Raw genomic sequence first — 20,159 nt, 5'->3', positions numbered from 1 at the left:
AGAATCGTTTCCTGCAACGGAAACATTCAACTAAGAGTCAAGATAAGACTTATGGAACAATAGATTCCATGAATATTTCCTCACTCGTTGTCAGTTTTGAAAGAGCAATCTTTCAACTATGTTATTTCTCTTGTAGAAATGACTTTGATCCTTGAAAACTAGATAACGAAACGAATTTACGATTTAGAACATTCTTTTATATTTAACATTCAACTCATTATGAATTGAATGAAGTGTAAAGGTAGCTAGCGAATTTGATGTGATGATCGATCCTTTGGGAGTTCATTTCAACCTCTAATGGGTTCACTCAATAGATGAAATGAACGGACAAGAGAGCGGACAGCGCAACAAATGAGCGAAATGGTTAAGCTACTAAGAGCACACGGAGGATGCCTAGGCGCTAGGAGCCGATGAAGGACGTGGCGAACAACGAAACTGCCTCGGGGAGCTGTAAGCAAGCTTTGATCCGGGGGTGTCCGAATGGGGAAACCCAGCTGTGGTAATTCGCAGTTACTCATTCCTGAATACATAGGGAATGTAGAGGCAGACCAGGGGAACTGAAACATCTAAGTACCCTGAGGAAGAGAAAACAATAGTGATTCCGTCAGTAGCGGCGAGCGAACGCGGAACAGCCCAAACCAAGGAGCTTGCTCTTTGGGGTTGTGGGACGTCTCACATGGAGTTACAAAGGATTAGGTTAGGTGAAGAGGTCTGGAAAGGCCCGGCATAGAAGGTAAAAGCCCTGTAACCAAAAGTCTAATCCCTCCGAGACGGATCCCGAGTAGTGCGGGGCACGTGAAACCCCGTATGAATCTAGCAGGACCATCTGCTAAGGCTAAATACTACCTAGCGACCGATAGTGAAACAGTACCGTGAGGGAAAGGTGAAAAGCACCCCGGAAGGGGAGTGAAATAGAACCTGAAACCGTGTGCTTACAAAAAGTCAGAGCCCTATTTATGGGTGATGGCGTGCCTTTTGTAGAATGAACCGGCGAGTTACGTTCCCGTGCAAGGTTAAGGTGAGAAGCCGGAGCCGCAGCGAAAGCGAGTCTGAATAGGGCGAATTTTAGTACGTGGACGTAGACCCGAAACCGAGTGATCTACCCCTGTCCAGGGTGAAGGTGCGGTAACACGCACTGGAGGCCCGAACCCACGCATGTTGAAAAATGCGGGGATGAGGTGGGGGTAGCGGAGAAATTCCAATCGAACTCGGAGATAGCTGGTTCTCCCCGAAATAGCTTTAGGGCTAGCCTCGGAAATAAGTCGTGGAGGTAGAGCACTGATTGGGTGCGGGGCCCGCAAGGGTTACCAAACTCAGTCAAACTCCGAATGCCATAGACTCGAATTCCGGGAGTCAGACAGTGAGTGCTAAGATCCATTGTCGAAAGGGAAACAGCCCAGACCATCAGCTAAGGTCCCCAAGTGTGTGTTAAGTGGGAAAGGATGTGGAGTTGCACAGACAACCAGGATGTTGGCTTAGAAGCAGCCACCATTGAAAGAGTGCGTAATAGCTCACTGGTCGAGTGACTCTGCGCCGAAAATGTAACGGGGCTAAACACGCCACCGAAGCTATGGCTTGATGCTTTGCATCAGGGGTAGGGGAGCGTTGTATGCAGGTTGAAGGTGTACCGTAAGGAGCGCTGGACAGCATACAAGTGAGAATGCCGGTATAAGTAACGAAAAGATCAGTGAGAATCTGATCCGCCGAAAGCCCAAGGTTTCCTGAGGAAGGCTCGTCCTCTCAGGGTAAGTCGGGACCTAACGCGAGGCCGAAAGGCGTAGTGGATGGACAACAGGTTGAAATTCCTGTACCACCGTAATCCGTTATGAGTAATGGGGTGACGCAGCAGGGTAGTGACGCGGACTGATGGAAGTGTCCGTCTAAGCAGTGAGGCTGATGTGTAGGCAAATCCGCACATCATGAAGGCTGGGCTGTGATGGGGAGCGAAAATTATAGTAGCGAAGGTCATGATCTCACACTGCCAAGAAAAGCCTCTAACCAGGAGAAGGTGCCCGTACCGCAAACCGACACAGGTAGGCGAGAAGAGTATTCTAAGGCGCGCGGAAGAACTCTCGTTAAGGAACTCGGCAAAATGACCCCGTAACTTCGGGAGAAGGGGTGCCCCGGTAGTGTGAATAGCACGAGGGGGCCGCAGTGAAAAGGCCCAAGCGACTGTTTAGCAAAAACACAGGTCTGTGCGAAGCCGCAAGGCGAAGTATACGGGCTGACGCCTGCCCGGTGCTGGAAGGTTAAGGGGAGTGGTTAGGGGTAACCCGAAGCTATGAACCGAAGCCCCAGTAAACGGCGGCCGTAACTATAACGGTCCTAAGGTAGCGAAATTCCTTGTCAGGTAAATTCTGACCCGCACGAATGGCGTAACGACTTGGGCGCTGTCTCAACGAGAGATCCGGTGAAATTTTAATACCTGTGAAGATGCAGGTTACCCGCGACAAGACGGAAAGACCCCATGGAGCTTTACTGCAGCTTGATATTGGATTTGGGTACGATCTGTACAGGATAGGTGGGAGCCTGAGAAGTAGGAGCGCAAGCTTCTACGGAGGCGCCGTTGGGATACCACCCTGATCGTATCTAGGTTCTAACCTAGGACCGTAAACCGGTTCGGGGACAGTGTCAGGTGGGCAGTTTGACTGGGGCGGTCGCCTCCTAAAGAGTAACGGAGGCGCCCCAAGGTTCCCTCAGAATGGTTGGAAATCATTCGAAGAGTGCAAAGGCAGAAGGGAGCTTGACTGCGAGACCTACAAGTCGAGCAGGGACGAAAGTCGGGCTTAGTGATCCGGTGGTACCGCATGGAAGGGCCATCGCTCAACGGATAAAAGCTACCCTGGGGATAACAGGCTTATCTCCCCCAAGAGTCCACATCGACGGGGAGGTTTGGCACCTCGATGTCGGCTCATCGCATCCTGGGGCTGAAGTAGGTCCCAAGGGTTGGGCTGTTCGCCCATTAAAGCGGTACGCGAGCTGGGTTCAGAACGTCGTGAGACAGTTCGGTCCCTATCTGTCGTGGGCGCAGGAAATTTGAGAGGAGCTGTCCTTAGTACGAGAGGACCGGGATGGACGCACCTCTGGTGTACCAGTTGTTCCGCCAGGAGCATAGCTGGGTAGCTACGTGCGGACGGGATAAACGCTGAAAGCATCTAAGCGTGAAGCCCCCCTCAAGATGAGATTTCCCAATTAGTAAGACCCCTTGAAGACGACGAGGTAGATAGGTTGGAGGTGGAAGTGCAGTAATGCATGGAGCTGACCAATACTAATCGGTCGAGGGCTTATCCTAAAAGTTTCATGAAGTGAAACTACTTCGGAAGCATATGCTGTTTTAACATTGCAAATTCGTTTCGTATCTAGTTTTCAAGGATTAAACCTTGAATAATAGTTATATTCCCTGATAGCTCAGTTGGTAGAGCACTCGACTGTTAATCGAGTTGTCACAGGTTCGAGCCCTGTTCGGGGAGCCATATGGAGAGGTGTCCGAGTTGGCCGAAGGAGCACGATTGGAAATCGTGTAGGCGCCAAAAGCGTCTCGAGGGTTCGAATCCCTCTCTCTCCGCCATAGTATTTATGCTTACGAAGCGAGCTTTACTTCGTAAAACTTTTAGGCCCGTTGGTCAAGGGGTTAAGACACCTCCCTTTCACGGAGGTAACATGGGTTCGAATCCCATACGGGTCACCATATTTATTAATATCGAAAAGAAGCTTGCTTTAAACTCGATATATGTGATATGATAATATTCATCTATTTAATGGAGGCTTAGCTCAGCTGGGAGAGCATCTGCCTTACAAGCAGAGGGTCGGGGGTTCGATCCCCTCAGCCTCCACCATACGATCCTCTACTGGATATATGGATGAAATTAAATATTTTGTAAATGACGCGGGGTGGAGCAGCCCGGTAGCTCGTCGGGCTCATAACCCGAAGGCCGCAGGTTCAAATCCTGCCCCCGCAACCAATTATTCCTTTGCTAAGGAATAGAATATGTGGAACCGTGGTGTAGTCGGTCTAACATGCCTGCCTGTCACGCAGGAGATCGCGGGTTCGAATCCCGTCGGTTCCGCCATTTTTATAGTAGTGATATTTCAATATGGCTCGGTAGCTCAGTCGGTAGAGCAAAGGACTGAAAATCCTTGTGTCGGCGGTTCGATTCCGTTCCGAGCCACCATTTTCATTGTAAATTGAATATTTGGTGCGCCGGTGTAGCTCAACTGGTAGAGCAACTGACTTGTAATCAGTAGGTTGGGGGTTCAAGTCCTCTCGCCGGCACCATTGTTTTGGAGGATTAGTGAAGTGGCTAAACACGGCAGACTGTAAATCTGCTCTCTACGAGTTCGGTGGTTCGAATCCATCATCCTCCACCATTTCTTTTATAGGGGCATAGTTTAAAGGTAGAACAACGGTCTCCAAAACCGTTGGTGTGGGTTCAATTCCTGCTGCCCCTGCCAAAGAAATTTATGATGTAGATAATAACATGGCGATTGTGGCGAAGGGGTTAACGCACCGGATTGTGGTTCCGGCATTCGTGGGTTCAAGTCCCATCAGTCGCCCCATTTTTTTGAATGAGTTGTTCTGTTTCACTATGATGTAGATAATAATATGGCGATTGTGGCGAAGGGGTTAACGCACCGGATTGTGGTTCCGGCATTCGTGGGTTCAAGTCCCATCAGTCGCCCCATTAATTCTAATGTTGGGGATTAGCCAAGCGGTAAGGCAACGGACTTTGACTCCGTCATGCATAGGTTCAAATCCTATATCCCCAGCCATTATATGCGGACGTGGCTCAGCGGTAGAGCATCGCCTTGCCAAGGCGAGGGTCGCGGGTTCGATTCCCGTCGTCCGCTCCATTTTTGTACGGCGCCATAGCCAAGTGGTAAGGCACAGCTCTGCAAAAGCTTTATCCCCAGTTCAAATCTGGGTGGCGCCTCCATTAATTTAATATGCGGGAGTGGCGGAATCGGCAGACGCACAGGACTTAAAATCCTGCGGTAGGTGACTATCGTACCAGTTCAAGTCTGGTCTTCCGCATTAATTAATTAATAAAATATGCGCCCTTAGCTCAGCTGGATAGAGCGTTTGACTACGAATCAAAAGGCCAGGAGTTCGAATCTCTTAGGGCGCACCATGAATTACGCCGATGTGGTGGAATTGGCAGACACGCCGCACTCAAAATGCGGTGCCGAGAGGCTTGCCGGTTCGAGTCCGGCCATCGGTATACAAAAAAGGTTTATAAGATTGCTTTTCGAAGCGATTTTATAAACCTTTTTTCTGTTATTAGTAAATATACTTGATTCTTATTAGAGATGTAAATTACCGTAATTCAGCAATGATCTGTAACTAGAAGAATATATGAACTATTAATAATAACGGTAGGGGTACAAGTGACCTCTTCTTTTTCGTTTCTTATTAGAATTTCTAAAAAGTTATTTGCAGGCTTATTATCTCTGGCTGTATTTTCTCTCCTCGCAGTAACAGCTAACGCTGCCAATGATTTACCCTCTAGTAACAATGGGGTACAAGCTAAGGAAATTGTGCCTATAAAAGAAATTATGTCAATAAATGAAACTATGCCTATAGGTGACAGACAGGTAGAAAATCAGTCATATTACAATTCTTTCACAGGAACGGTGAAGAAAATAAGTGATGTTGAAGGTGTTGCAGGTACGAAGTACGTGCTAGTTGAAAATGCAGAGGGTGGCATAGCCAACTTTGTAATATCTACTGACACCTATCTAGCAAATGTAATTGAACTTGCTGAGGGCTCCACAATTACCGGTTACTATGAAGCAAATGCACCGATGATTTTAATTTATCCAGCTCAATACAATGTTAAAGTTATTACAGCTAATCATCCTAAAGATGAGAATATAAAGGTAGATTTATTTGACAAGGATCTGGTTAGCGCTGATCATTCGCTGCAGCTGAATAAATCAGATCAGACCACAGTGGTGTCCCAGGATGGGAAGGCTTTTGAAGGTGAACTCACAAACAGAAAACTTGTTGTTTCATACGGCATATCAACAAGAAGTATTCCAGCACAAACAACTCCAACGAAAATTGTTGTATTATTCGAAAAAGAAGTGCCTCCCATTCATCAATTAACGGATGAGGAAATGTCTACAATGATTGGAGATGTTTCTACTATGGAGATCGTCGTGAATGACAAAATAATCAAAGCTCCAGCAGCATTCATCAATGAAGGTGGGACGGTTATGGTTCCACTTCGAGCCATTGCTGAAGCTCTAGAATATGACCTTACTTGGAATAATAAGCTGAAGAGTATTATGTTTGGTGAGGTTGCTTCATTAAAAATAGGTGAGGATAACTACAAGAATTCCAGTGCGACTTCTATTCAATTAGGGGCTTCTCCACAATTGGTTGGGAATAACGCTTTTGTTCCTTTGAGCTTTTTCAAGACTGTGGTTGGCATGAATCATGCGTACGTATTTGAAGCACAAATTGTTATTAGCAACGATGAAGCCATTATGGAATAGTTAAGTGAATAAGCTATTTACTGATAAAAACTCTTGAGCTGCAGTTGCTCAAGAGTCTTTTTATAAAGGAGTGCTCTTAAAAATGGCTCAAATCTCAAAAATATTCTCCTTAATCAACGCTCCCCCTTTGCTTTATCGCGGGTAATCGGTAAAATAGGATATAAATGTTCTGCATCAAGGAATACTAGAAAATTTTACTATAGGAAGGAATTACTTAATTTGATTATTCAACCTAAAACACGAGGCTTTATTTGTACGACTGCACATCCGGAAGGCTGTGCTAAACAAGTACAGCGTCAAATCGACTATGTAAAATCCCAACCAGCTATCGAAGGCCCACGTAATGTGCTTGTGATAGGCGCTTCTACAGGCTATGGACTGGCTTCTAGAATCGTGTCTTCATTTGCTGCTGGGGCTAACACGGTCGGCGTTTATTTCGACAAAGCTGCAGAGGGTGCACGCACAGCTTCTGCAGGTTGGTACAATTCCGCTGCGTTTGAGGAAGCTGCCAAAGAAGCTAACCGTCAATCATTCAGTATCGTGGGAGACGCTTTCTCCGATGAGATTAAAGAAAAAACGATTGATTTGATCCGCACCGAGCTTGGAAAAATTGATTTGGTTATCTATAGTGTGGCATCACCGCGCCGCACACATCCAAAAACAGGCGAGACATTCTCTTCTGTCATTAAGCCGATTGGTGAAACCTATACGAATAAAACCGTCAATTTCCACAATGGCGAAGTAACGGAAACAACGATCGAGCCTGCGAGTGAAGAGGAAATTCGCCAAACGATTGCTGTAATGGGCGGTGAGGACTGGGAAATGTGGATAGATGAGCTTGAACAGGCTGGTGTGCTAGCAGAAGGTGCAACTACCGTTGCTTATTCGTATATTGGACCAGAAATTACACACGCTGTATATCGTGAAGGAACGATTGGTTATGCCAAAAATGATTTGGAAGCAACAGCGAAACGACTTCACGAGAAGCTTGGAACTCACGGCGGACGCGCATTTGTGTCAGTGAATAAAGCACTCGTAACACAATCCAGCTCAGCTATCCCTGTAGTACCTTTATACATTGCTGCTCTTTACAAAGTTATGAAGGAACAGGGTATCCACGAAGGCTGTATCGAGCAAATGTATCGGTTGTTCTCTGATCGACTCTATAATGGATCGAAGGAGACGCTTGTAGATGGAAGAGGTTTAATCCGTGTTGATGATTGGGAAATGAAGCCGGAAATTCAAGCTGAGGTCACGAAGTTGTGGTCAGAGCTAGAGACGAATAACGTGTATGACCTTTCTGATCTGGAAGGGTACCGCAAGGAGTTCTTCCAACTCTTTGGCTTTGAAACCGACGGCGTAGACTACGAAGTCGATACGAATCCAGAGGTAGACATTCCGAATCTTCGTTAATACAGGTAACGTCACTGTTCAAAGGGGCGCAAATGGTCCCTTGAACGGTGTTCTGGTTGTGAACATAGGATGGACTAACAAAGCTATATAAACGACTGAGAGGTGACTTCTGAATGGTTCAGGAGTCATCTTTTTTATATTATGAGATTGAATTTCGTTACTTTGCTATCTTATTCGGCTATACGTACATTTGGAGCCTGGTGAGGTATAGTAATGCTATAGTAATTAATCAGTGAGTATATAGATATCAAGTGGGAGGTCTCGAGATTGCCACTAGGGAATAGCAGATATACAGAGGGGAATTCGATGCAAACCGTTAAAACAAAATATTTTGAATATGGACAAGAAGAAATGGACTATCTTACAAGCGTGGATGTAACACTGGGGGTAGCGATAGCTCGAATGGGCAAGGTTGAGCGTGTCATTATTCCCGATCTGTTCACGGCGCTCGTCTATGCCATTGTAGGCCAGCTTATTTCTGTGAAGGCGGTCCACAAGATTTGGACAAGGATACAGGATCGATTTGGTGAGATAACTCCGCAAAATATAGCCATACAGACAGCCGATGATATCCAACGATGTGGGATGACGATGAAAAAGGCGGTTTGCATTCAAAATGTTGCCCGTATGATTGAACAAGGCGCATTTGATTTGGATGAACTGTATGTTCTATCAGATGGCGAGGTCGTCAGGAAATTGATAACCTTAAATGGAGTTGGTAAATGGACGGCAGAAATGATGCTTATTAATGCAATGGAACGCCCTGATGTAATCAGTTGGGGGGATATAGCCATTCGCCGCGGAATGATGAAATTGTATGGTCTAAGTGAACTTTCACAAGAGCAGTTTGAAGAATATCGTCTAAGATATTCACCTCTGGGTTCAGTTGCTTCTATATACCTGTGGACCATCTCATTTGAATAAGTAGAAATTAAGCGACAAGGAGTACATGAAGTGGACAAAACGATTAGAGTACAGATATTTGAATTGGTGGATGAGGAGTATCAAAAGTTCGCCTCTGCACTTATCCCGAATGTTAATAATGTTGTGGGGGTTCGTCTGCCGGAGCTGCGTAAATTGGCAAAAAAAATCGCAAAGGGAGATTGGCGTATCTATATAGAACATGCTCAAAGTGAATATTTTGAGGAAATCATGCTACAGGGCATGGTTATTGGTTATGTAAAAGCAGACATTGAAGAAATTTTGCAATATGTGGCTAAGTTTGTGCCTAAAATTGATAATTGGTCAGTATGCGATAGTTTCTGTGTAGGGCTAAAATTCACTAAAACGAATATGGAACAAGTATGGGATTTTTTGCAGCCGTATCTGTCGTCTGAAAATGAATATGATATACGTTTTGGTGTAGTCATGCTTCTTAATTTCTACATTGAAGAAGAATACATTAGTCGAGTGTTACAGCTACTGGACAATGCTAAACATGAGGGATATTATGTGAAAATGGCGGTCGCTTGGGCAGTATCAATCTGTTATGTAAAGCTGCCTGAACCTACTATGACATACTTGAATAGCAATTCACTGGACGATTTCACATACAACAAAGCTCTGCAAAAAATAACAGAGTCTTACCGCGTGGATCCAGAAACAAAAAAAAGGATTCGTAGCTTGAAACGAAAATAAAGAGGCTTGATTGAAGTGGAGATGGGAATAAAACTCCCCAGAGGATAAGGTCAGAGTCCATTCTGTAAAAGGTAGCCTATCATCCGTGGAAACGAATAATAGGCTACTCTACATATTATGCAATGTATTTTTGGGGAATCCAACATATGAAAGTGGTCGCTCGGATTATGAACGACAATCATGCCTTCATCTTCTGTATGCTCTAAGGCTCAAATCCCTGTTGGCTCACATAAAGCTGATCCTTGGAGAAAACCTGAAGCAATCGCTCATAGACCATGCGATAGGCAGCGGGGTGATACCAATCTTCCATACCTATCTGTTTGTACAACGTTTGAATACCTAAATTACGAGTTCGTCTCCCGCCACTGCCGTCTCCCATGAAATAATCATCCACACACACCCGATCTACTAGTGAACGTAATATTTCCGCAAAACCCTCGCTACTTGGTAACACAGGCGCAATCGTTGCCTGCGTAGGTACACCCGCCTCAGTCAATAATTGAAGGGTCTTTAACCTAGCGGGAATGGGAGGGGCATTCGGAGAAAAATGTTTGCGGATGTCCTCAAGGTCAGTTTCAACCGTCATACTCACACGTACTTTCTTCCCTAGGCGTAACAACAGATCAATATCTCTCCTAACAAGAGGGCTGCGGGTCTGGACGAATAAAAAATCGGGTGGATCGTTAGCCATGACCTCCAGTAAAGATCGGGTGATTTGTTCTTTGTGCTCAATAGGTTGATAAGAATCGGTGCTCGATGACATGAAGATGGTGACGGGTCCTTTGGTTTTGGCTCTCTGAAGCTCCTTTTGGAACACGTGAGCAGCATCTTTCTTAACATCAACCCAAGTGCCCCACTCCGCGTTACGAAAAGTAGAGACTGGCATTTGTCGTACATAACAGTAAGAACAACCAAATGAACAACCCGTATAAGGATTTAGCGAATGACTATAGCCGGAGAGAAAACCAGTTCCTTTGTTCAAGAGCGTTTTTGGTGTTTTGTATAAATATTCTGTTTTCATACGATTACTCCCGAAAGTTTAGTCATGGTCAAGATAAGTTGAATTATGCAATGTTGTCAGCAAGATCCCATCCTCGAAGATGAAAGATAACTCTACTTAGCATCGTGAAAAATAATACCAAGACTGTATCTTATCCCAGATGTAATCGTACTAACGCCATGTCGGAGTGTGTTTTTGTAATATCCGCGCGTTCCCAAAACAGGTCGGTGTTGGGTCGGGAAAATTAGACCCTCACCTTGTTCTAATGTGATAACGTGACCTCGGCTTTGCGCACGGGGTCGCTGCTCTACCAGTAGAAACTCTCCACCTGTGTAATCCTCTTCCTTTTGATTGAGGGCGAACACTACTTGGAAGGGGAAAGACACTTTCCCATACAAATCCTGATGCAAGCAGTTGTAACCGCCGGCTTCATACCTCAGAATTAATGGGGTTGACTGGGTTTGTTCTTCTTTGTGGCATCGATCTAGAAAATCCATCAACGTTACCGGGTAAGCGGCTGCGTGACCCAATTGGCCGAGCCAACGATTTGCTGTTTTTGCAAGTTCCGGATATAAACCTTCACGCAGCTGTTGCAGTACATCTGGAAGGGGAGTATCGTAATATTTGTACGTCCCAATTCCGAATCGATATCTAGCCATGTTAACCGTGCTTCGGAAGTGATCCTCTTCCTCGTAAGTGTTGATGATTTCTTGGCACTCTGTTGTATTTAATAAAGAGGGGAGTTTGGCATACCCGTGTACGTCCAACGATTGTTGGAGTGAATTCCAATCCAGATCAGCTATACGTTCAGCGAGACGATCAGACATGCTGTAAACCTCCTTCAATAAGTATGCCATCCTGTTCTAATTGGAGTAGTTTCGTTTTCATGTCTATGCCGCCACGATAGCCCGTTAGAGCCCCATTTTTCCCGATTACTCGATGGCAGGGTACCGTAATCAAAATGGGATTTGCACCAATAGCAGTGCCTACTGCGCGAACGGCGGCTGGCTTTTCGATCTGATGGGCAATATCCGTATAAGACTTGGTTTGACCATAGGGAATGCTGCAAAGTGCATTCCACACGGCCAATTGAAATGGTGTTCCATGAAAGTCGAAGGGAGCTGTAAAGCTTTTTCGCGTCCCCTGCAAATACTCGATAAGCTCGGTTGCATAAGGCTGCAGTCTTTCATCATCCTGACTGAGTGTGCTCCCTGGAAACCGAGATTTTGCCCAGTGGGTCAATTCTTCATAGGGCTGATTCTGAGAGCCTACAAAACAAAGTCCTTCAGAAGTAGCCGCGATATACATATTCCAATCCTCATGCGTTAATAAAGTCCAGTAGATTAGTAAATTAGTGTAGTTTTTCATGATCAAATACCTCATTCCTTGTTTTGGAGCTGAAACTGACGGTAGCCTGCGGGTGTATACCCCGTTTTCTTTTTAAATAGGGTGATAAAGTAGGATGTATTAGCCAAGCCCACGCATAGGCCAACTTCAACAATAGATTTCTCAGAAGATAGTAACTGTTTCTTAGCCTGCTCGATTCGTTGTAGCTGGATATACTCAACGGGTGTTATGCCCGTGACTCTCTTGAATGTCCGATGTAAATGATATGGACTGCCATGACTGATATCTGCGAGCATATTCAGCGGTAAGTTCTCCATATAGTTCTTGTCAATGTATTCTGTCACCACAGCTATCCATTCATCATCTGGCAAACGTTGGCCTGTAGGCTTACATCGCTTGCACGGACGAAATTTTGCGGATAAGGCTTGTTCAGCGGTCTCAAATAAGTAGATGTTCTCTTTTTTTGGTGGTCTCGATTTACAGGAGGGTCGGCAAAAAATGCCAGTGGTCTTTACCGCGTAAAAAAACTGGCCGTCGTAAGAAGCATCATTGTTGATGATGGCTTGCCATTTTTCATTTGTCAGTATTTCCACGTTTAGCGTATTATCCACATCCTCCTGACGGAATAACATCTCCTGATTCTGCTTCATATGCTTAACCATAATGTTCACCTCATAAATAGTATACCCCCTGAAATGGATGTTTGTACGGATTCACGAATGTATCAGCAAGATACCGAAACAATAAAACGTTTGGCTGTTACAACGAAAGAAGGAAGGGATCAGGCTATAGTATTTAGAATCTTCATGAAAAATAAATCGAACGATATATTGTATACTTTCTAATATATAGTGTAAGGGCGAAGGGGGATGGCCGATGAACAATCCACAAGAATATAAGAAACTCATTGAGCTTACGCTAGCCGGCAGCCGTGAAGCGTACAGTGAGTTATATGAAATAACAATTCGAGATGTCTACAAAGCCGTTCATTTCCTCGTTAGAGAACCATCCGATGTAGATGATGCGGTTCAAGAGATTTACATTCAAGTACATCGGTCTCTTGGACAATTTGACGTAAGCCGACCCTTTCGTCCTTGGCTAATGGGTTTGGTCATGCGACAAATTCATGCTTATCGAAGAAAGAGATGGACGCATCTCCGAATCATCAACAAAGCTGAACAGGTTGATCAAGCCATGGAATACGACTTCGCCAATGAGGTCGTGGACAAAATATCGAATCGTTCCTTACTTGCGAGCGTAGACCGTCTTTCGTACAAACTGAAGCAAGTTGTGATTCTACATTATTTGAATGAATACGCCCAAGAAGAGATTGCTACCATATTGGACATCCCTCTGGGGACTGTGAAATCACGTATCCACGCTGCTCTACAGAAGCTGCGTCAGAAGCAGAGGTCTAACCATTTTATTGTGGGAAAGGTGGAGGATCTGCATGAGTCTTGATGAAGAGTTACGATCAGCATTCCAGGAAGAAAGCAAGAAGTGGATTGCTCCACCGGAACTTAAAGAAAGCATACTGAAACAAGTTGTGTCCAAACAAGGAGGAAGACGAATGAAGAAATGGCTCGTGGCAAGTATTCTGGCTGCTACTTTATTAATCCCTACAGGAGTTTATGCAGGGTATAACTATTTGGCTGATTCCATCTATGGTTCACAAGAAAATGTCGCATCAATCGGAGGAACACAGGAGAGATATGATGAACTCGAAGCCAAATTACAATTCGCTAAACAAAGCTTTACCGAAGACGAATTTACAACGTTTATGTCTTTAATCAAAAAGTTTGGAAGTTTTAATCTGAAATATGCAGATGCTGATGGCGTAATTCACCCAGAGCAACTAAACGCTGCTGACCAAGAAACGTTTCAGAGATTGACTGTAGAATTAGAGCCCTTATTTGAAAAATTGAGTAAATTAGAATCATTGGGGAAGGAAATAGATAATGATAAAGATAAACTTGTAGATAGGGATATTTTCTGGAACGGAGTAATTGAGAACGCAGAGAAAACATTTAGCAAAGATGAATTAATTGATTTCACAAAAAAACTAAATGAGATGAGATCATATGATGCAAAGGTTATGGATCCGGATCGCAGTCTCCATATGGAGCGACTAACGGAAAAGGATAAAAAAGATTTAGATCAGCTTCAGGAGCAGCTTCGGCCATATTTTGATAAGGTAGGTATTATGATAAAGCCGAGTTCATGAGTTCATTCAAGGATGGAGTACATCAGTAAAAAGAACTTAAAGTAATAAAAGCCCGCTGACGTTAGTGTCAGTGGGTTACTGGATCATAGTAAGGAATCATTGGGTTATATACGCCATGGTTTCTTTTTTTTGGTTCTCCGACTTCGGTCCAAGACTCTCCCCGTCTAAGGTCTAGGATGAATTACCGCCTCTGGTCTGTTTTGAGAAACTTGATTTACACCTACAATAAGTACATAAGGTTGAGACCTTGAGAGAGGCGGTGAGAAATGGATGCAAACAAAACGTGGAAATGGATTGGCTGCAGTACTTATCTTTGTTGGAGCTTTAATGCTATTGGGAGTATTCGGACCGTTACTGGGTAGATTGTTTGGATTATTGTTTCCAATACTAATGATTGCCTTAGGCTACTATGGTGTACGTCGCGGTAAAGTAGTTATCGGTTGGATTATTCTAGCGATAGGTATTTTAGTATTAATTGGAAAGCTGTCTTGGTTCATTGGACCACTACTAGGGATTATATTGTTGGTTTACGGAATATCTCTTTTAAAGAAAAAGAACACGACTTACTAATTAAAAATGTATAACAATTGAAACAAGGTGTTAGCTTAAGGAGGGAGTAGAAGGTATGAGTGTTTTTCGTCGAATGCGTGATATAACGGTAGCAACATTAAATGAACGTCTGGAACAAAGTCAGGATCCTGTGAAGCTCATTGATCAATTCCTGATCGCTACACGTGATGATATTACGGAAGTCGAAAAGTTGTTTCAACAGTACGCTTCTCATGTGAAGCAACTGAAGCAGCAGGTTGACCAAGCAACATCTATGAGAAATAAGCGTGAAGAGCAGGCACTGTTAGCCCTTAAAGCGGGTGAGGATCATCTGGCAAAGTTAGCACTTCAGGAGAAAATAATTCATGAAGAAAAGCTAGAACAATATAGCGAACTACTGGAACAGAGTAGATTATCCCTTCGTGAGCTTGAAGATCAGATGAACGAATTGAAGCTCGAATATCAATCGGTATATAGTAAACGTCAATATTACGCTGCAAGAATGGAAAATTTAAGACTTCAACAACGCATGAACCAACGTATGGGTGATTTTGGTGGAAAAGATGTGCCTAAGATGTTTAACCGTCTCGAAGATCGGATTACCGATTGGGAACTGGAAGCACGTAGTTTACGTGAATTACGTCGAATGGGTCAAGATTACGTTGAACAAGCGAGTATAACGGTATCTTCTGTTCTTGAGAAGGAACTGGCTCGTCTGAAAGAAAAGCTGAACAACAGCGGAAAGGAGTAGCAGCATGAGCAAATTGTATCGGTCAACACGTAATAAAATGGTGACTGGCCTATGCGGTGGATTATCGGAAGTGTTTGGTATCGATTCTACATTGCTAAGAATCCTAGTATTGCTCAGTATTCCTTTTACAGGCGGAACGACCTTGTTTGTCTACATCGTAGCTTCACTCGTTATTCCAAAGGAATCGGTACCGCCATTTAATTCTTATGGACATGGAGCTTCAGGTCCAGGTGGTTACGGGTTTAATGGAGGTAATCCATACAATGGAGGTCCAACTCACAGTAATCCATACAATGGAGGCCCAACTCACAGTAATCAATTTAATGGCTATGGCTTTGATGATAAGAGAAACAATTCAGGTGGATTTAGTTCAGACACCTCTGAGTTGGATGACATGATGAAGGATATTGAGAAAAAGGCTCTGAAAAAAGAAGTGGAAGAATTAAAAATAAAATTATCTAAGTACGAGAAGGGAGAAGTGTAAACAATGGGAGTATTCAAACGAATTAAAGATATGACAAAGGCGTCGGTAAATGAGGTATTGGATAAAGTGGAGGACCCGATTGTGATGTTGAATCAATATCTGCGTGACATGGAGGCTGAGATTCATGAAGCTGAGGTGACCGTAGCTAAACAAATGGCGAATGAACGTCGCATGAAGCAACGCGTAGATGAAGCTGTGAAGATGGGGGCACAACGCGAGGCTCAGGCTGAGTTGGCATTGAAGAATGGACAGGAAGAAGTGGCACGTAAGCTTCTTGAAGAAAAAATATATTTTGACCAAAAATATTCCGAGTACCAAGGTCTGCATATTCAATCCGAGAGTCAAGCGAAAGAGCTAGTGCAACAATTGCATGAAATGAAAGATGAGTTCTACAAAATGCGTAATAAACGCAATGAACTAGTAACTCGTGCACAGATGGCTAAGGCTAAAAAGCAAATGTCTCAAGTAAGTAGCCTTCACAATATTGAGAGTGGTAGTGCATCTCTAGGATTCCACCGTATGGAAGAGAAAATTATGCAACTTGAAGCGGAAGCAGACGTTATGCAAGTCCCATACCGTAGTTCTTATGCGAGTGTGTCCAATCCAGTTGATGCTGAAAAACAGTTGAAGGTGGAAGAACAGCTTAACGCTTTGAAGAACAAGGTTAATGCTCCAGCACCTAAGAGTGAAAGTAAATAATAAGTATTGTTCGTAAGTAATGATGTGATATGCTAAGAAGGTGAAGCCATGCCGTATGGAATTCCATGCAGTATGGCTTTTCCAAATTCGCAAATTATTAATAGAGGGAGGTGCGGCATGGAAAAGAGAAACCGAATAATCGCGATGTGTCTGATTAGTGTTGGATTTCTTATGCTATTCGGCAAGTTGATGGACTTCTTTACCATCGTCGCGCTTCTATTCATAGTATTAGGTATTTACAAAATTCGTGGCGGCAACTTTCAAAAAGGGTATCTCTTTATGGGAATCGGTGCCGCTTTGATTTTATTGGATCATTTCTTTCTTGTTATTGCGATATGTTTAATTTCTTTAGGACTTTTTTATGCTAAAGCAAAGAGAGAGCAGCCTAAAGAGGGTTTTATTCAAAAGCTCAGTTTCATGTCACATTTCGATTGGGATCAAGCCCCTTGGGTTATGCGAAATACGAGTGTCTGGCATGTGCTTGGTGAAGCGGATTTAGATTTGTCACTTGGCATGCCTGAGGATAAGCAGACGGTCATGATGTTCCAAGGAATCATGGGTGATATGGATATGACTATTCCGGAGTATTACGGTGTAGAGATTGAAGCGTTTGTCTTATTCGGTTCTATCGATTTTGATGGGAATAAGGATAGTGGCATGATGAATCGTATATCTTGGAAATCACCAAATTACTCAAGTAGTGAATATAAGATTAAATTTATTGTGTCGTACTTAGTTGGAGATATGGATATTCGCTTATCCTGAAGATAGGAGGGATTCTCTTGTGAAGAGTAATAAACCTACGAACATGGTAGCCAGAAGTATGGGCGAGGGAGCCCTTCTTTCTTTTCTTTTACTTCTGGTTATCTTTTATGTGTTATATACATACGGTTATTTGGCACCTTTTGACTCTTGGAAATTAGGTATTCAGGCTGGTGCTACACTTATTCTAGCTCCCGTTGGGATTGGGGCGATATTCGGTTTCTATCAGAGCTATCGTATAAAACGGAAGCTGGAATTGTTACGTGAAACCTTGTTATCATGGGAGAAAGGTAACGTTGCTCGTTCTATGCCAACTCTCGGGCAAGATGAGGTGGGCCGACTAGGCGAACAGCTGGGCAGGATCAGCAAGAAGTGGGAAGATCAAGTTACTTCGTTACAGCGACTATCGACTCACAATGCCCAATTGGCAGAACAAGCAAGGGTATCTGCGATTGTAGAGGAGAGACAGAGACTTGCTCGTGAGTTACATGATGCTGTATCCCAGCAGTTGTTTGCGATTTCTATGACAGCTACGGCGGTGGGAAGAACGCTTGATAAGGATTTTGACAAAGCAAAGCGGCAGGTAGCCTTGATAGAGGAAATGGCAGCTGTTGCTCAATCCGAGATGCGTGCGTTACTTCTTCATTTAAGACCCGTATATTTGGAAGGTAAACCTTTAGAGCAGGGTCTTATGGATCTAGTGAATGAACTCAAAGAGAAAGTTCCAATGGAAATTGTGTTTGAGATGGATAAGGAAATTCATTTAATGAAGGGTATTGAGAATCATTTGTTTCGAATTATTCAAGAGGCAATGTCGAATACGCTTCGTCATTCCAAAGCGGAAAAGATGGAGATTCGAATCCATTTGAGGCAGGATACGGTTAAGGTCATGCTACGAGATGATGGGATAGGATTCGAATTAGGGGATAAGAAGCAAACTTCCTATGGGCTATCGAATATGGCAGAGCGTGTGACGGAGATCGGGGGTTCCATTCAGTTTATTACAGCTGTAGGTAAAGGAACTCGGATAGAGATTACAATACCTATCGTGTATGAAGAATTGGGGGAGGAGAAACATGGAGAATGATTCAGAGATTAAGGTTCTACTTGTAGATGATCATGAAATGGTGAGAATAGGCCTAGCTGCAGTTCTTGGAACAGAAGAGGGTATAGAAGTGGTTGGAGAGGCTGGGAGTGGGGAAGAGGGCATCAGACTTGCTAGAGAATATAAACCTGATGTTGTATTGATGGATCTTGTCATGGATGGTATGGACGGGATTGAGGCAACACGTCAATTACTCAAGCTTTATCCAGACTGCAAAGTGATTGTACTAACAAGTTATTTAGATGATGAGAAAATGTATCCCGTCATCGAGGCAGGCGCATTTAGCTACCTTCTCAAAACTTCACGCGCGAGTGAGATTGCAGAAGCGATACGCGCTGCTGCACGAGGGCAATCTGTACTGGAATCACAAGTAGCCTCCAAAATGATGAATCGCATTCGCAATCCGCTTGTAGTAGAAGCTGCACATAAAGAATTGACTGAACGAGAGATGGATGTGCTTCGTTCATTGGCTAAAGGCAAGTCAAATCAAGAAATTGCAGATGATTTGATTATTGGGATTAAAACGGTGAAATTCCATGTAACTAATATTTTAGCTAAGCTAGATGTGGAAGATCGAACACAGGCGGCAATCTATGCATACAAGAATGGACTTGCTGAGTAGCTATACATATAGTGACGTTTAAACGGCGAAACCTTGAGATCATTACTCAGGGTTTTTTTGTTTGTGTTGTAAGAGGTATTAAAAAGCTAGACGAAGGGTAACCTATCTAATAGATTCATAGATTGTGAAAATCGAAAGGTAGGCGTTTGAAATGAAGAACAATATGATGATAGCTATTATTCTTTTATGCATCGTTGGGGTATTGTTTAGTTTTACATGGAACACATCAAGTGCCCAGCAGGGTGGCACGGAAGAAAGCCAATTACGAACTTTAGTGAAATTAGGGCAAGAATCGATAGATTTAGATTCCTCACTTAGAACCGTTGTGAAATGGCAAGGATCTTGGGCTAAAAATGGGCAAGGGACAATATCTGAAACTGTGCGAAATTTCGTGAACAACATGGACTTGTCTCCAATAGAGAAGTTGGTGGATTCAGAGCATACGACATACCGCTCGCTTACGCAGATAGAAGGGATTGATGTAAGGCTAAATTGGCAACAGATATCCGAAGATAAGAGCTATGTCATTGTTCAGTTAGAGGCATCAAGTGCAACGCAATTGACTACACTTGTGCATCTGCAGGATAAATATAAACAAGGATTGAAAGAAATCGGGATATCGGTTGAATGGAATGCTTCAGTACAAGGGAATAGTAAAAAAGTAGAAAGCATTAGTAAGAGTATGGAAAAGGTTGAAGCTCATGTAAAGTCCCATATGGCTATTCAACAGTTAGATCGCTACGTGGATACAACGACACTTAGCCAATCCTATACAGCGCCATCACTTGATTTAAATTTGAAGAGTGGCACGAATAGGATGGATCTACAGACAGCTGTTCATCAGGATGGAGTTCGTGGGGGCAATCGTATTACGATTGGGTTTCCAGTGATTACAATTGAATATTGAATGAATAGTGAATTATTTTTATATCTGAGTGGTTTTGTCAGGAATAGGATGGTAAGATTCAGCACAGTATGATAAAATAACAACGCATCAAGAAATATCTTGTGGAAAATAGATATGGATATATTTAAAATGATGAATAAAAATACACTATATTACATAG

The 20,159-nt window shown here is 43.5% G+C and carries 18 protein-coding genes, 18 tRNA genes and 1 rRNA gene; 33 read left to right on the top strand and 4 right to left on the bottom strand.

The window, feature by feature from the left end; all coding sequences use genetic code 11:
• Window positions 1–362 precede the first annotated feature (362 nt).
• From UB51_RS18430 to UB51_RS18320, 23 genes are all read left to right on the top strand, one after another.
• Window positions 363–3,292, top strand: a 23S ribosomal RNA gene (locus UB51_RS18430).
• A 105-nt stretch (window positions 3,293–3,397) separates the two neighbouring features.
• Window positions 3,398–3,473, top strand: a tRNA-Asn gene (locus UB51_RS18425).
• A 3-nt stretch (window positions 3,474–3,476) separates the two neighbouring features.
• Window positions 3,477–3,568, top strand: a tRNA-Ser gene (locus tag UB51_RS18420).
• A gap of 45 nt (window positions 3,569–3,613) precedes the next feature.
• Window positions 3,614–3,688: transfer RNA gene (locus UB51_RS18415), tRNA-Glu, on the top strand.
• Window positions 3,689–3,760: 72 nt separating this feature from the next.
• A tRNA-Val gene (locus tag UB51_RS18410) sits at window positions 3,761–3,836 on the top strand.
• A gap of 49 nt (window positions 3,837–3,885) precedes the next feature.
• A tRNA-Met gene (locus UB51_RS18405) sits at window positions 3,886–3,962 on the top strand.
• 30 nt (window positions 3,963–3,992) lie between these two features.
• Window positions 3,993–4,070: transfer RNA gene (locus tag UB51_RS18400), tRNA-Asp, on the top strand.
• 26 nt (window positions 4,071–4,096) lie between these two features.
• Window positions 4,097–4,172 (top strand) — tRNA-Phe (locus UB51_RS18395).
• Window positions 4,173–4,200: 28 nt separating this feature from the next.
• Window positions 4,201–4,276 (top strand) — tRNA-Thr (locus UB51_RS18390).
• Between the two features lie 7 nt (window positions 4,277–4,283).
• Window positions 4,284–4,368: transfer RNA gene (locus tag UB51_RS18385), tRNA-Tyr, on the top strand.
• Window positions 4,369–4,378: 10 nt separating this feature from the next.
• A tRNA-Trp gene (locus UB51_RS18380) sits at window positions 4,379–4,452 on the top strand.
• A 29-nt stretch (window positions 4,453–4,481) separates the two neighbouring features.
• Window positions 4,482–4,557 (top strand) — tRNA-His (locus tag UB51_RS18375).
• A 49-nt stretch (window positions 4,558–4,606) separates the two neighbouring features.
• A tRNA-His gene (locus UB51_RS18370) sits at window positions 4,607–4,682 on the top strand.
• Between the two features lie 13 nt (window positions 4,683–4,695).
• Window positions 4,696–4,770, top strand: a tRNA-Gln gene (locus UB51_RS18365).
• A 6-nt stretch (window positions 4,771–4,776) separates the two neighbouring features.
• Window positions 4,777–4,851 (top strand) — tRNA-Gly (locus tag UB51_RS18360).
• Between the two features lie 9 nt (window positions 4,852–4,860).
• A tRNA-Cys gene (locus UB51_RS18355) sits at window positions 4,861–4,934 on the top strand.
• Between the two features lie 12 nt (window positions 4,935–4,946).
• Window positions 4,947–5,032 (top strand) — tRNA-Leu (locus UB51_RS18350).
• A gap of 20 nt (window positions 5,033–5,052) precedes the next feature.
• A tRNA-Arg gene (locus tag UB51_RS18345) sits at window positions 5,053–5,129 on the top strand.
• Window positions 5,130–5,137: 8 nt separating this feature from the next.
• Window positions 5,138–5,219: transfer RNA gene (locus UB51_RS18340), tRNA-Leu, on the top strand.
• A 166-nt stretch (window positions 5,220–5,385) separates the two neighbouring features.
• Entirely contained in the window at window positions 5,386–6,498 is a 1,113-nt protein-coding gene (locus UB51_RS18335; protein ID WP_199924947.1) for a stalk domain-containing protein, read from the top strand.
• 219 nt (window positions 6,499–6,717) lie between these two features.
• Window positions 6,718–7,911, top strand: a complete 1,194-nt coding sequence (gene fabV / locus UB51_RS18330) for an enoyl-ACP reductase FabV (RefSeq protein ID WP_044878544.1) — start codon at window positions 6,718–6,720, stop codon at window positions 7,909–7,911.
• Between the two features lie 306 nt (window positions 7,912–8,217).
• Window positions 8,218–8,835: a DNA-3-methyladenine glycosylase family protein gene (locus UB51_RS18325; protein ID WP_044880279.1), complete on the top strand. Its 618-nt coding sequence runs from the start codon at window positions 8,218–8,220 to the stop codon at window positions 8,833–8,835.
• A 30-nt stretch (window positions 8,836–8,865) separates the two neighbouring features.
• Window positions 8,866–9,549: a DNA alkylation repair protein gene (locus UB51_RS18320; protein WP_044878543.1), complete on the top strand. Its 684-nt coding sequence runs from the start codon at window positions 8,866–8,868 to the stop codon at window positions 9,547–9,549.
• A 202-nt stretch (window positions 9,550–9,751) separates the two neighbouring features.
• Here the strand turns inward: UB51_RS18320 and UB51_RS18315 are convergent, their stop codons facing one another.
• From UB51_RS18315 to UB51_RS18300, 4 genes are all read right to left on the bottom strand, one after another.
• The gene (locus UB51_RS18315) at window positions 9,752–10,570 is read right to left on the bottom strand and encodes an SPL family radical SAM protein (protein WP_044878542.1); all 819 of its coding nucleotides are present in this window, start codon (window positions 10,568–10,570) and stop codon (window positions 9,752–9,754) included.
• Between the two features lie 92 nt (window positions 10,571–10,662).
• Window positions 10,663–11,376, bottom strand: a complete 714-nt coding sequence (locus UB51_RS18310; protein ID WP_044878541.1) for a 2OG-Fe(II) oxygenase — start codon at window positions 11,374–11,376, stop codon at window positions 10,663–10,665.
• Window positions 11,369–11,917 carry a methylated-DNA--[protein]-cysteine S-methyltransferase gene (locus UB51_RS18305; RefSeq protein WP_044878540.1) on the bottom strand — a complete coding sequence of 183 codons (549 nt, stop codon included), beginning with the start codon at window positions 11,915–11,917 and terminating at the stop codon, window positions 11,369–11,371. The genes UB51_RS18310 and UB51_RS18305 overlap by 8 nt, the downstream gene beginning before the upstream one ends.
• Before the next feature lie 11 nt (window positions 11,918–11,928).
• Window positions 11,929–12,528, bottom strand: coding sequence for a bifunctional transcriptional activator/DNA repair enzyme AdaA (locus UB51_RS18300; protein WP_044880278.1), 600 nt, complete (start codon window positions 12,526–12,528; stop codon window positions 11,929–11,931).
• A gap of 244 nt (window positions 12,529–12,772) precedes the next feature.
• Here UB51_RS18300 and UB51_RS18295 point away from each other — a divergent pair, with 244 nt between their 5' ends.
• The 10 genes from UB51_RS18295 (at window position 12,773) to UB51_RS18250 (ending at window position 19,999) form a co-directional block, all read left to right on the top strand.
• Window positions 12,773–13,357, top strand: coding sequence for a sigma-70 family RNA polymerase sigma factor (locus UB51_RS18295; protein ID WP_044878539.1), 585 nt, complete (start codon window positions 12,773–12,775; stop codon window positions 13,355–13,357).
• Entirely contained in the window at window positions 13,347–14,120 is a 774-nt protein-coding gene (locus tag UB51_RS18290) for a DUF3600 domain-containing protein (RefSeq protein WP_044878538.1), read from the top strand. Before UB51_RS18295 ends, UB51_RS18290 begins: the two co-directional genes overlap by 11 nt.
• Window positions 14,121–14,390: 270 nt before the next feature.
• Window positions 14,391–14,690 carry a LiaF transmembrane domain-containing protein gene (locus tag UB51_RS18285; RefSeq protein ID WP_044878537.1) on the top strand — a complete coding sequence of 100 codons (300 nt, stop codon included), beginning with the start codon at window positions 14,391–14,393 and terminating at the stop codon, window positions 14,688–14,690.
• 55 nt (window positions 14,691–14,745) lie between these two features.
• A complete protein-coding gene (locus tag UB51_RS18280) occupies window positions 14,746–15,420 on the top strand; it encodes a PspA/IM30 family protein (protein WP_044878536.1) in 675 nt (224 codons plus the stop codon).
• Window positions 15,421–15,424: 4 nt separating this feature from the next.
• Window positions 15,425–15,904, top strand: a complete 480-nt coding sequence (locus UB51_RS18275; RefSeq protein WP_044878535.1) for a PspC domain-containing protein — start codon at window positions 15,425–15,427, stop codon at window positions 15,902–15,904.
• A gap of 3 nt (window positions 15,905–15,907) precedes the next feature.
• Window positions 15,908–16,603, top strand: a complete 696-nt coding sequence (locus UB51_RS18270) for a PspA/IM30 family protein (RefSeq protein WP_044878534.1) — start codon at window positions 15,908–15,910, stop codon at window positions 16,601–16,603.
• Between the two features lie 117 nt (window positions 16,604–16,720).
• Window positions 16,721–17,368: a cell wall-active antibiotics response protein LiaF gene (gene liaF / locus UB51_RS18265; RefSeq protein ID WP_044878533.1), complete on the top strand. Its 648-nt coding sequence runs from the start codon at window positions 16,721–16,723 to the stop codon at window positions 17,366–17,368.
• A 19-nt stretch (window positions 17,369–17,387) separates the two neighbouring features.
• Window positions 17,388–18,452, top strand: a complete 1,065-nt coding sequence (locus tag UB51_RS18260; protein WP_044878532.1) for a sensor histidine kinase — start codon at window positions 17,388–17,390, stop codon at window positions 18,450–18,452.
• Complete coding sequence (locus tag UB51_RS18255; RefSeq protein ID WP_044878531.1) at window positions 18,442–19,092, top strand: response regulator transcription factor; 651 nt, start codon at window positions 18,442–18,444, stop codon at window positions 19,090–19,092. The genes UB51_RS18260 and UB51_RS18255 overlap by 11 nt, the downstream gene beginning before the upstream one ends.
• A gap of 151 nt (window positions 19,093–19,243) precedes the next feature.
• The gene (locus UB51_RS18250) at window positions 19,244–19,999 is read left to right on the top strand and encodes a YwmB family TATA-box binding protein (RefSeq protein ID WP_044878530.1); all 756 of its coding nucleotides are present in this window, start codon (window positions 19,244–19,246) and stop codon (window positions 19,997–19,999) included.
• Window positions 20,000–20,159 lie beyond the last annotated feature (160 nt).

Source organism: Paenibacillus sp. IHBB 10380 (assembly GCF_000949425.1).
Lineage (GTDB): Bacteria > Bacillota > Bacilli > Paenibacillales > Paenibacillaceae > Paenibacillus_AQ.
Note: the sequence above shows the minus strand (reverse complement) of the source record. Positions and strands in the feature narration are given on the sequence as shown.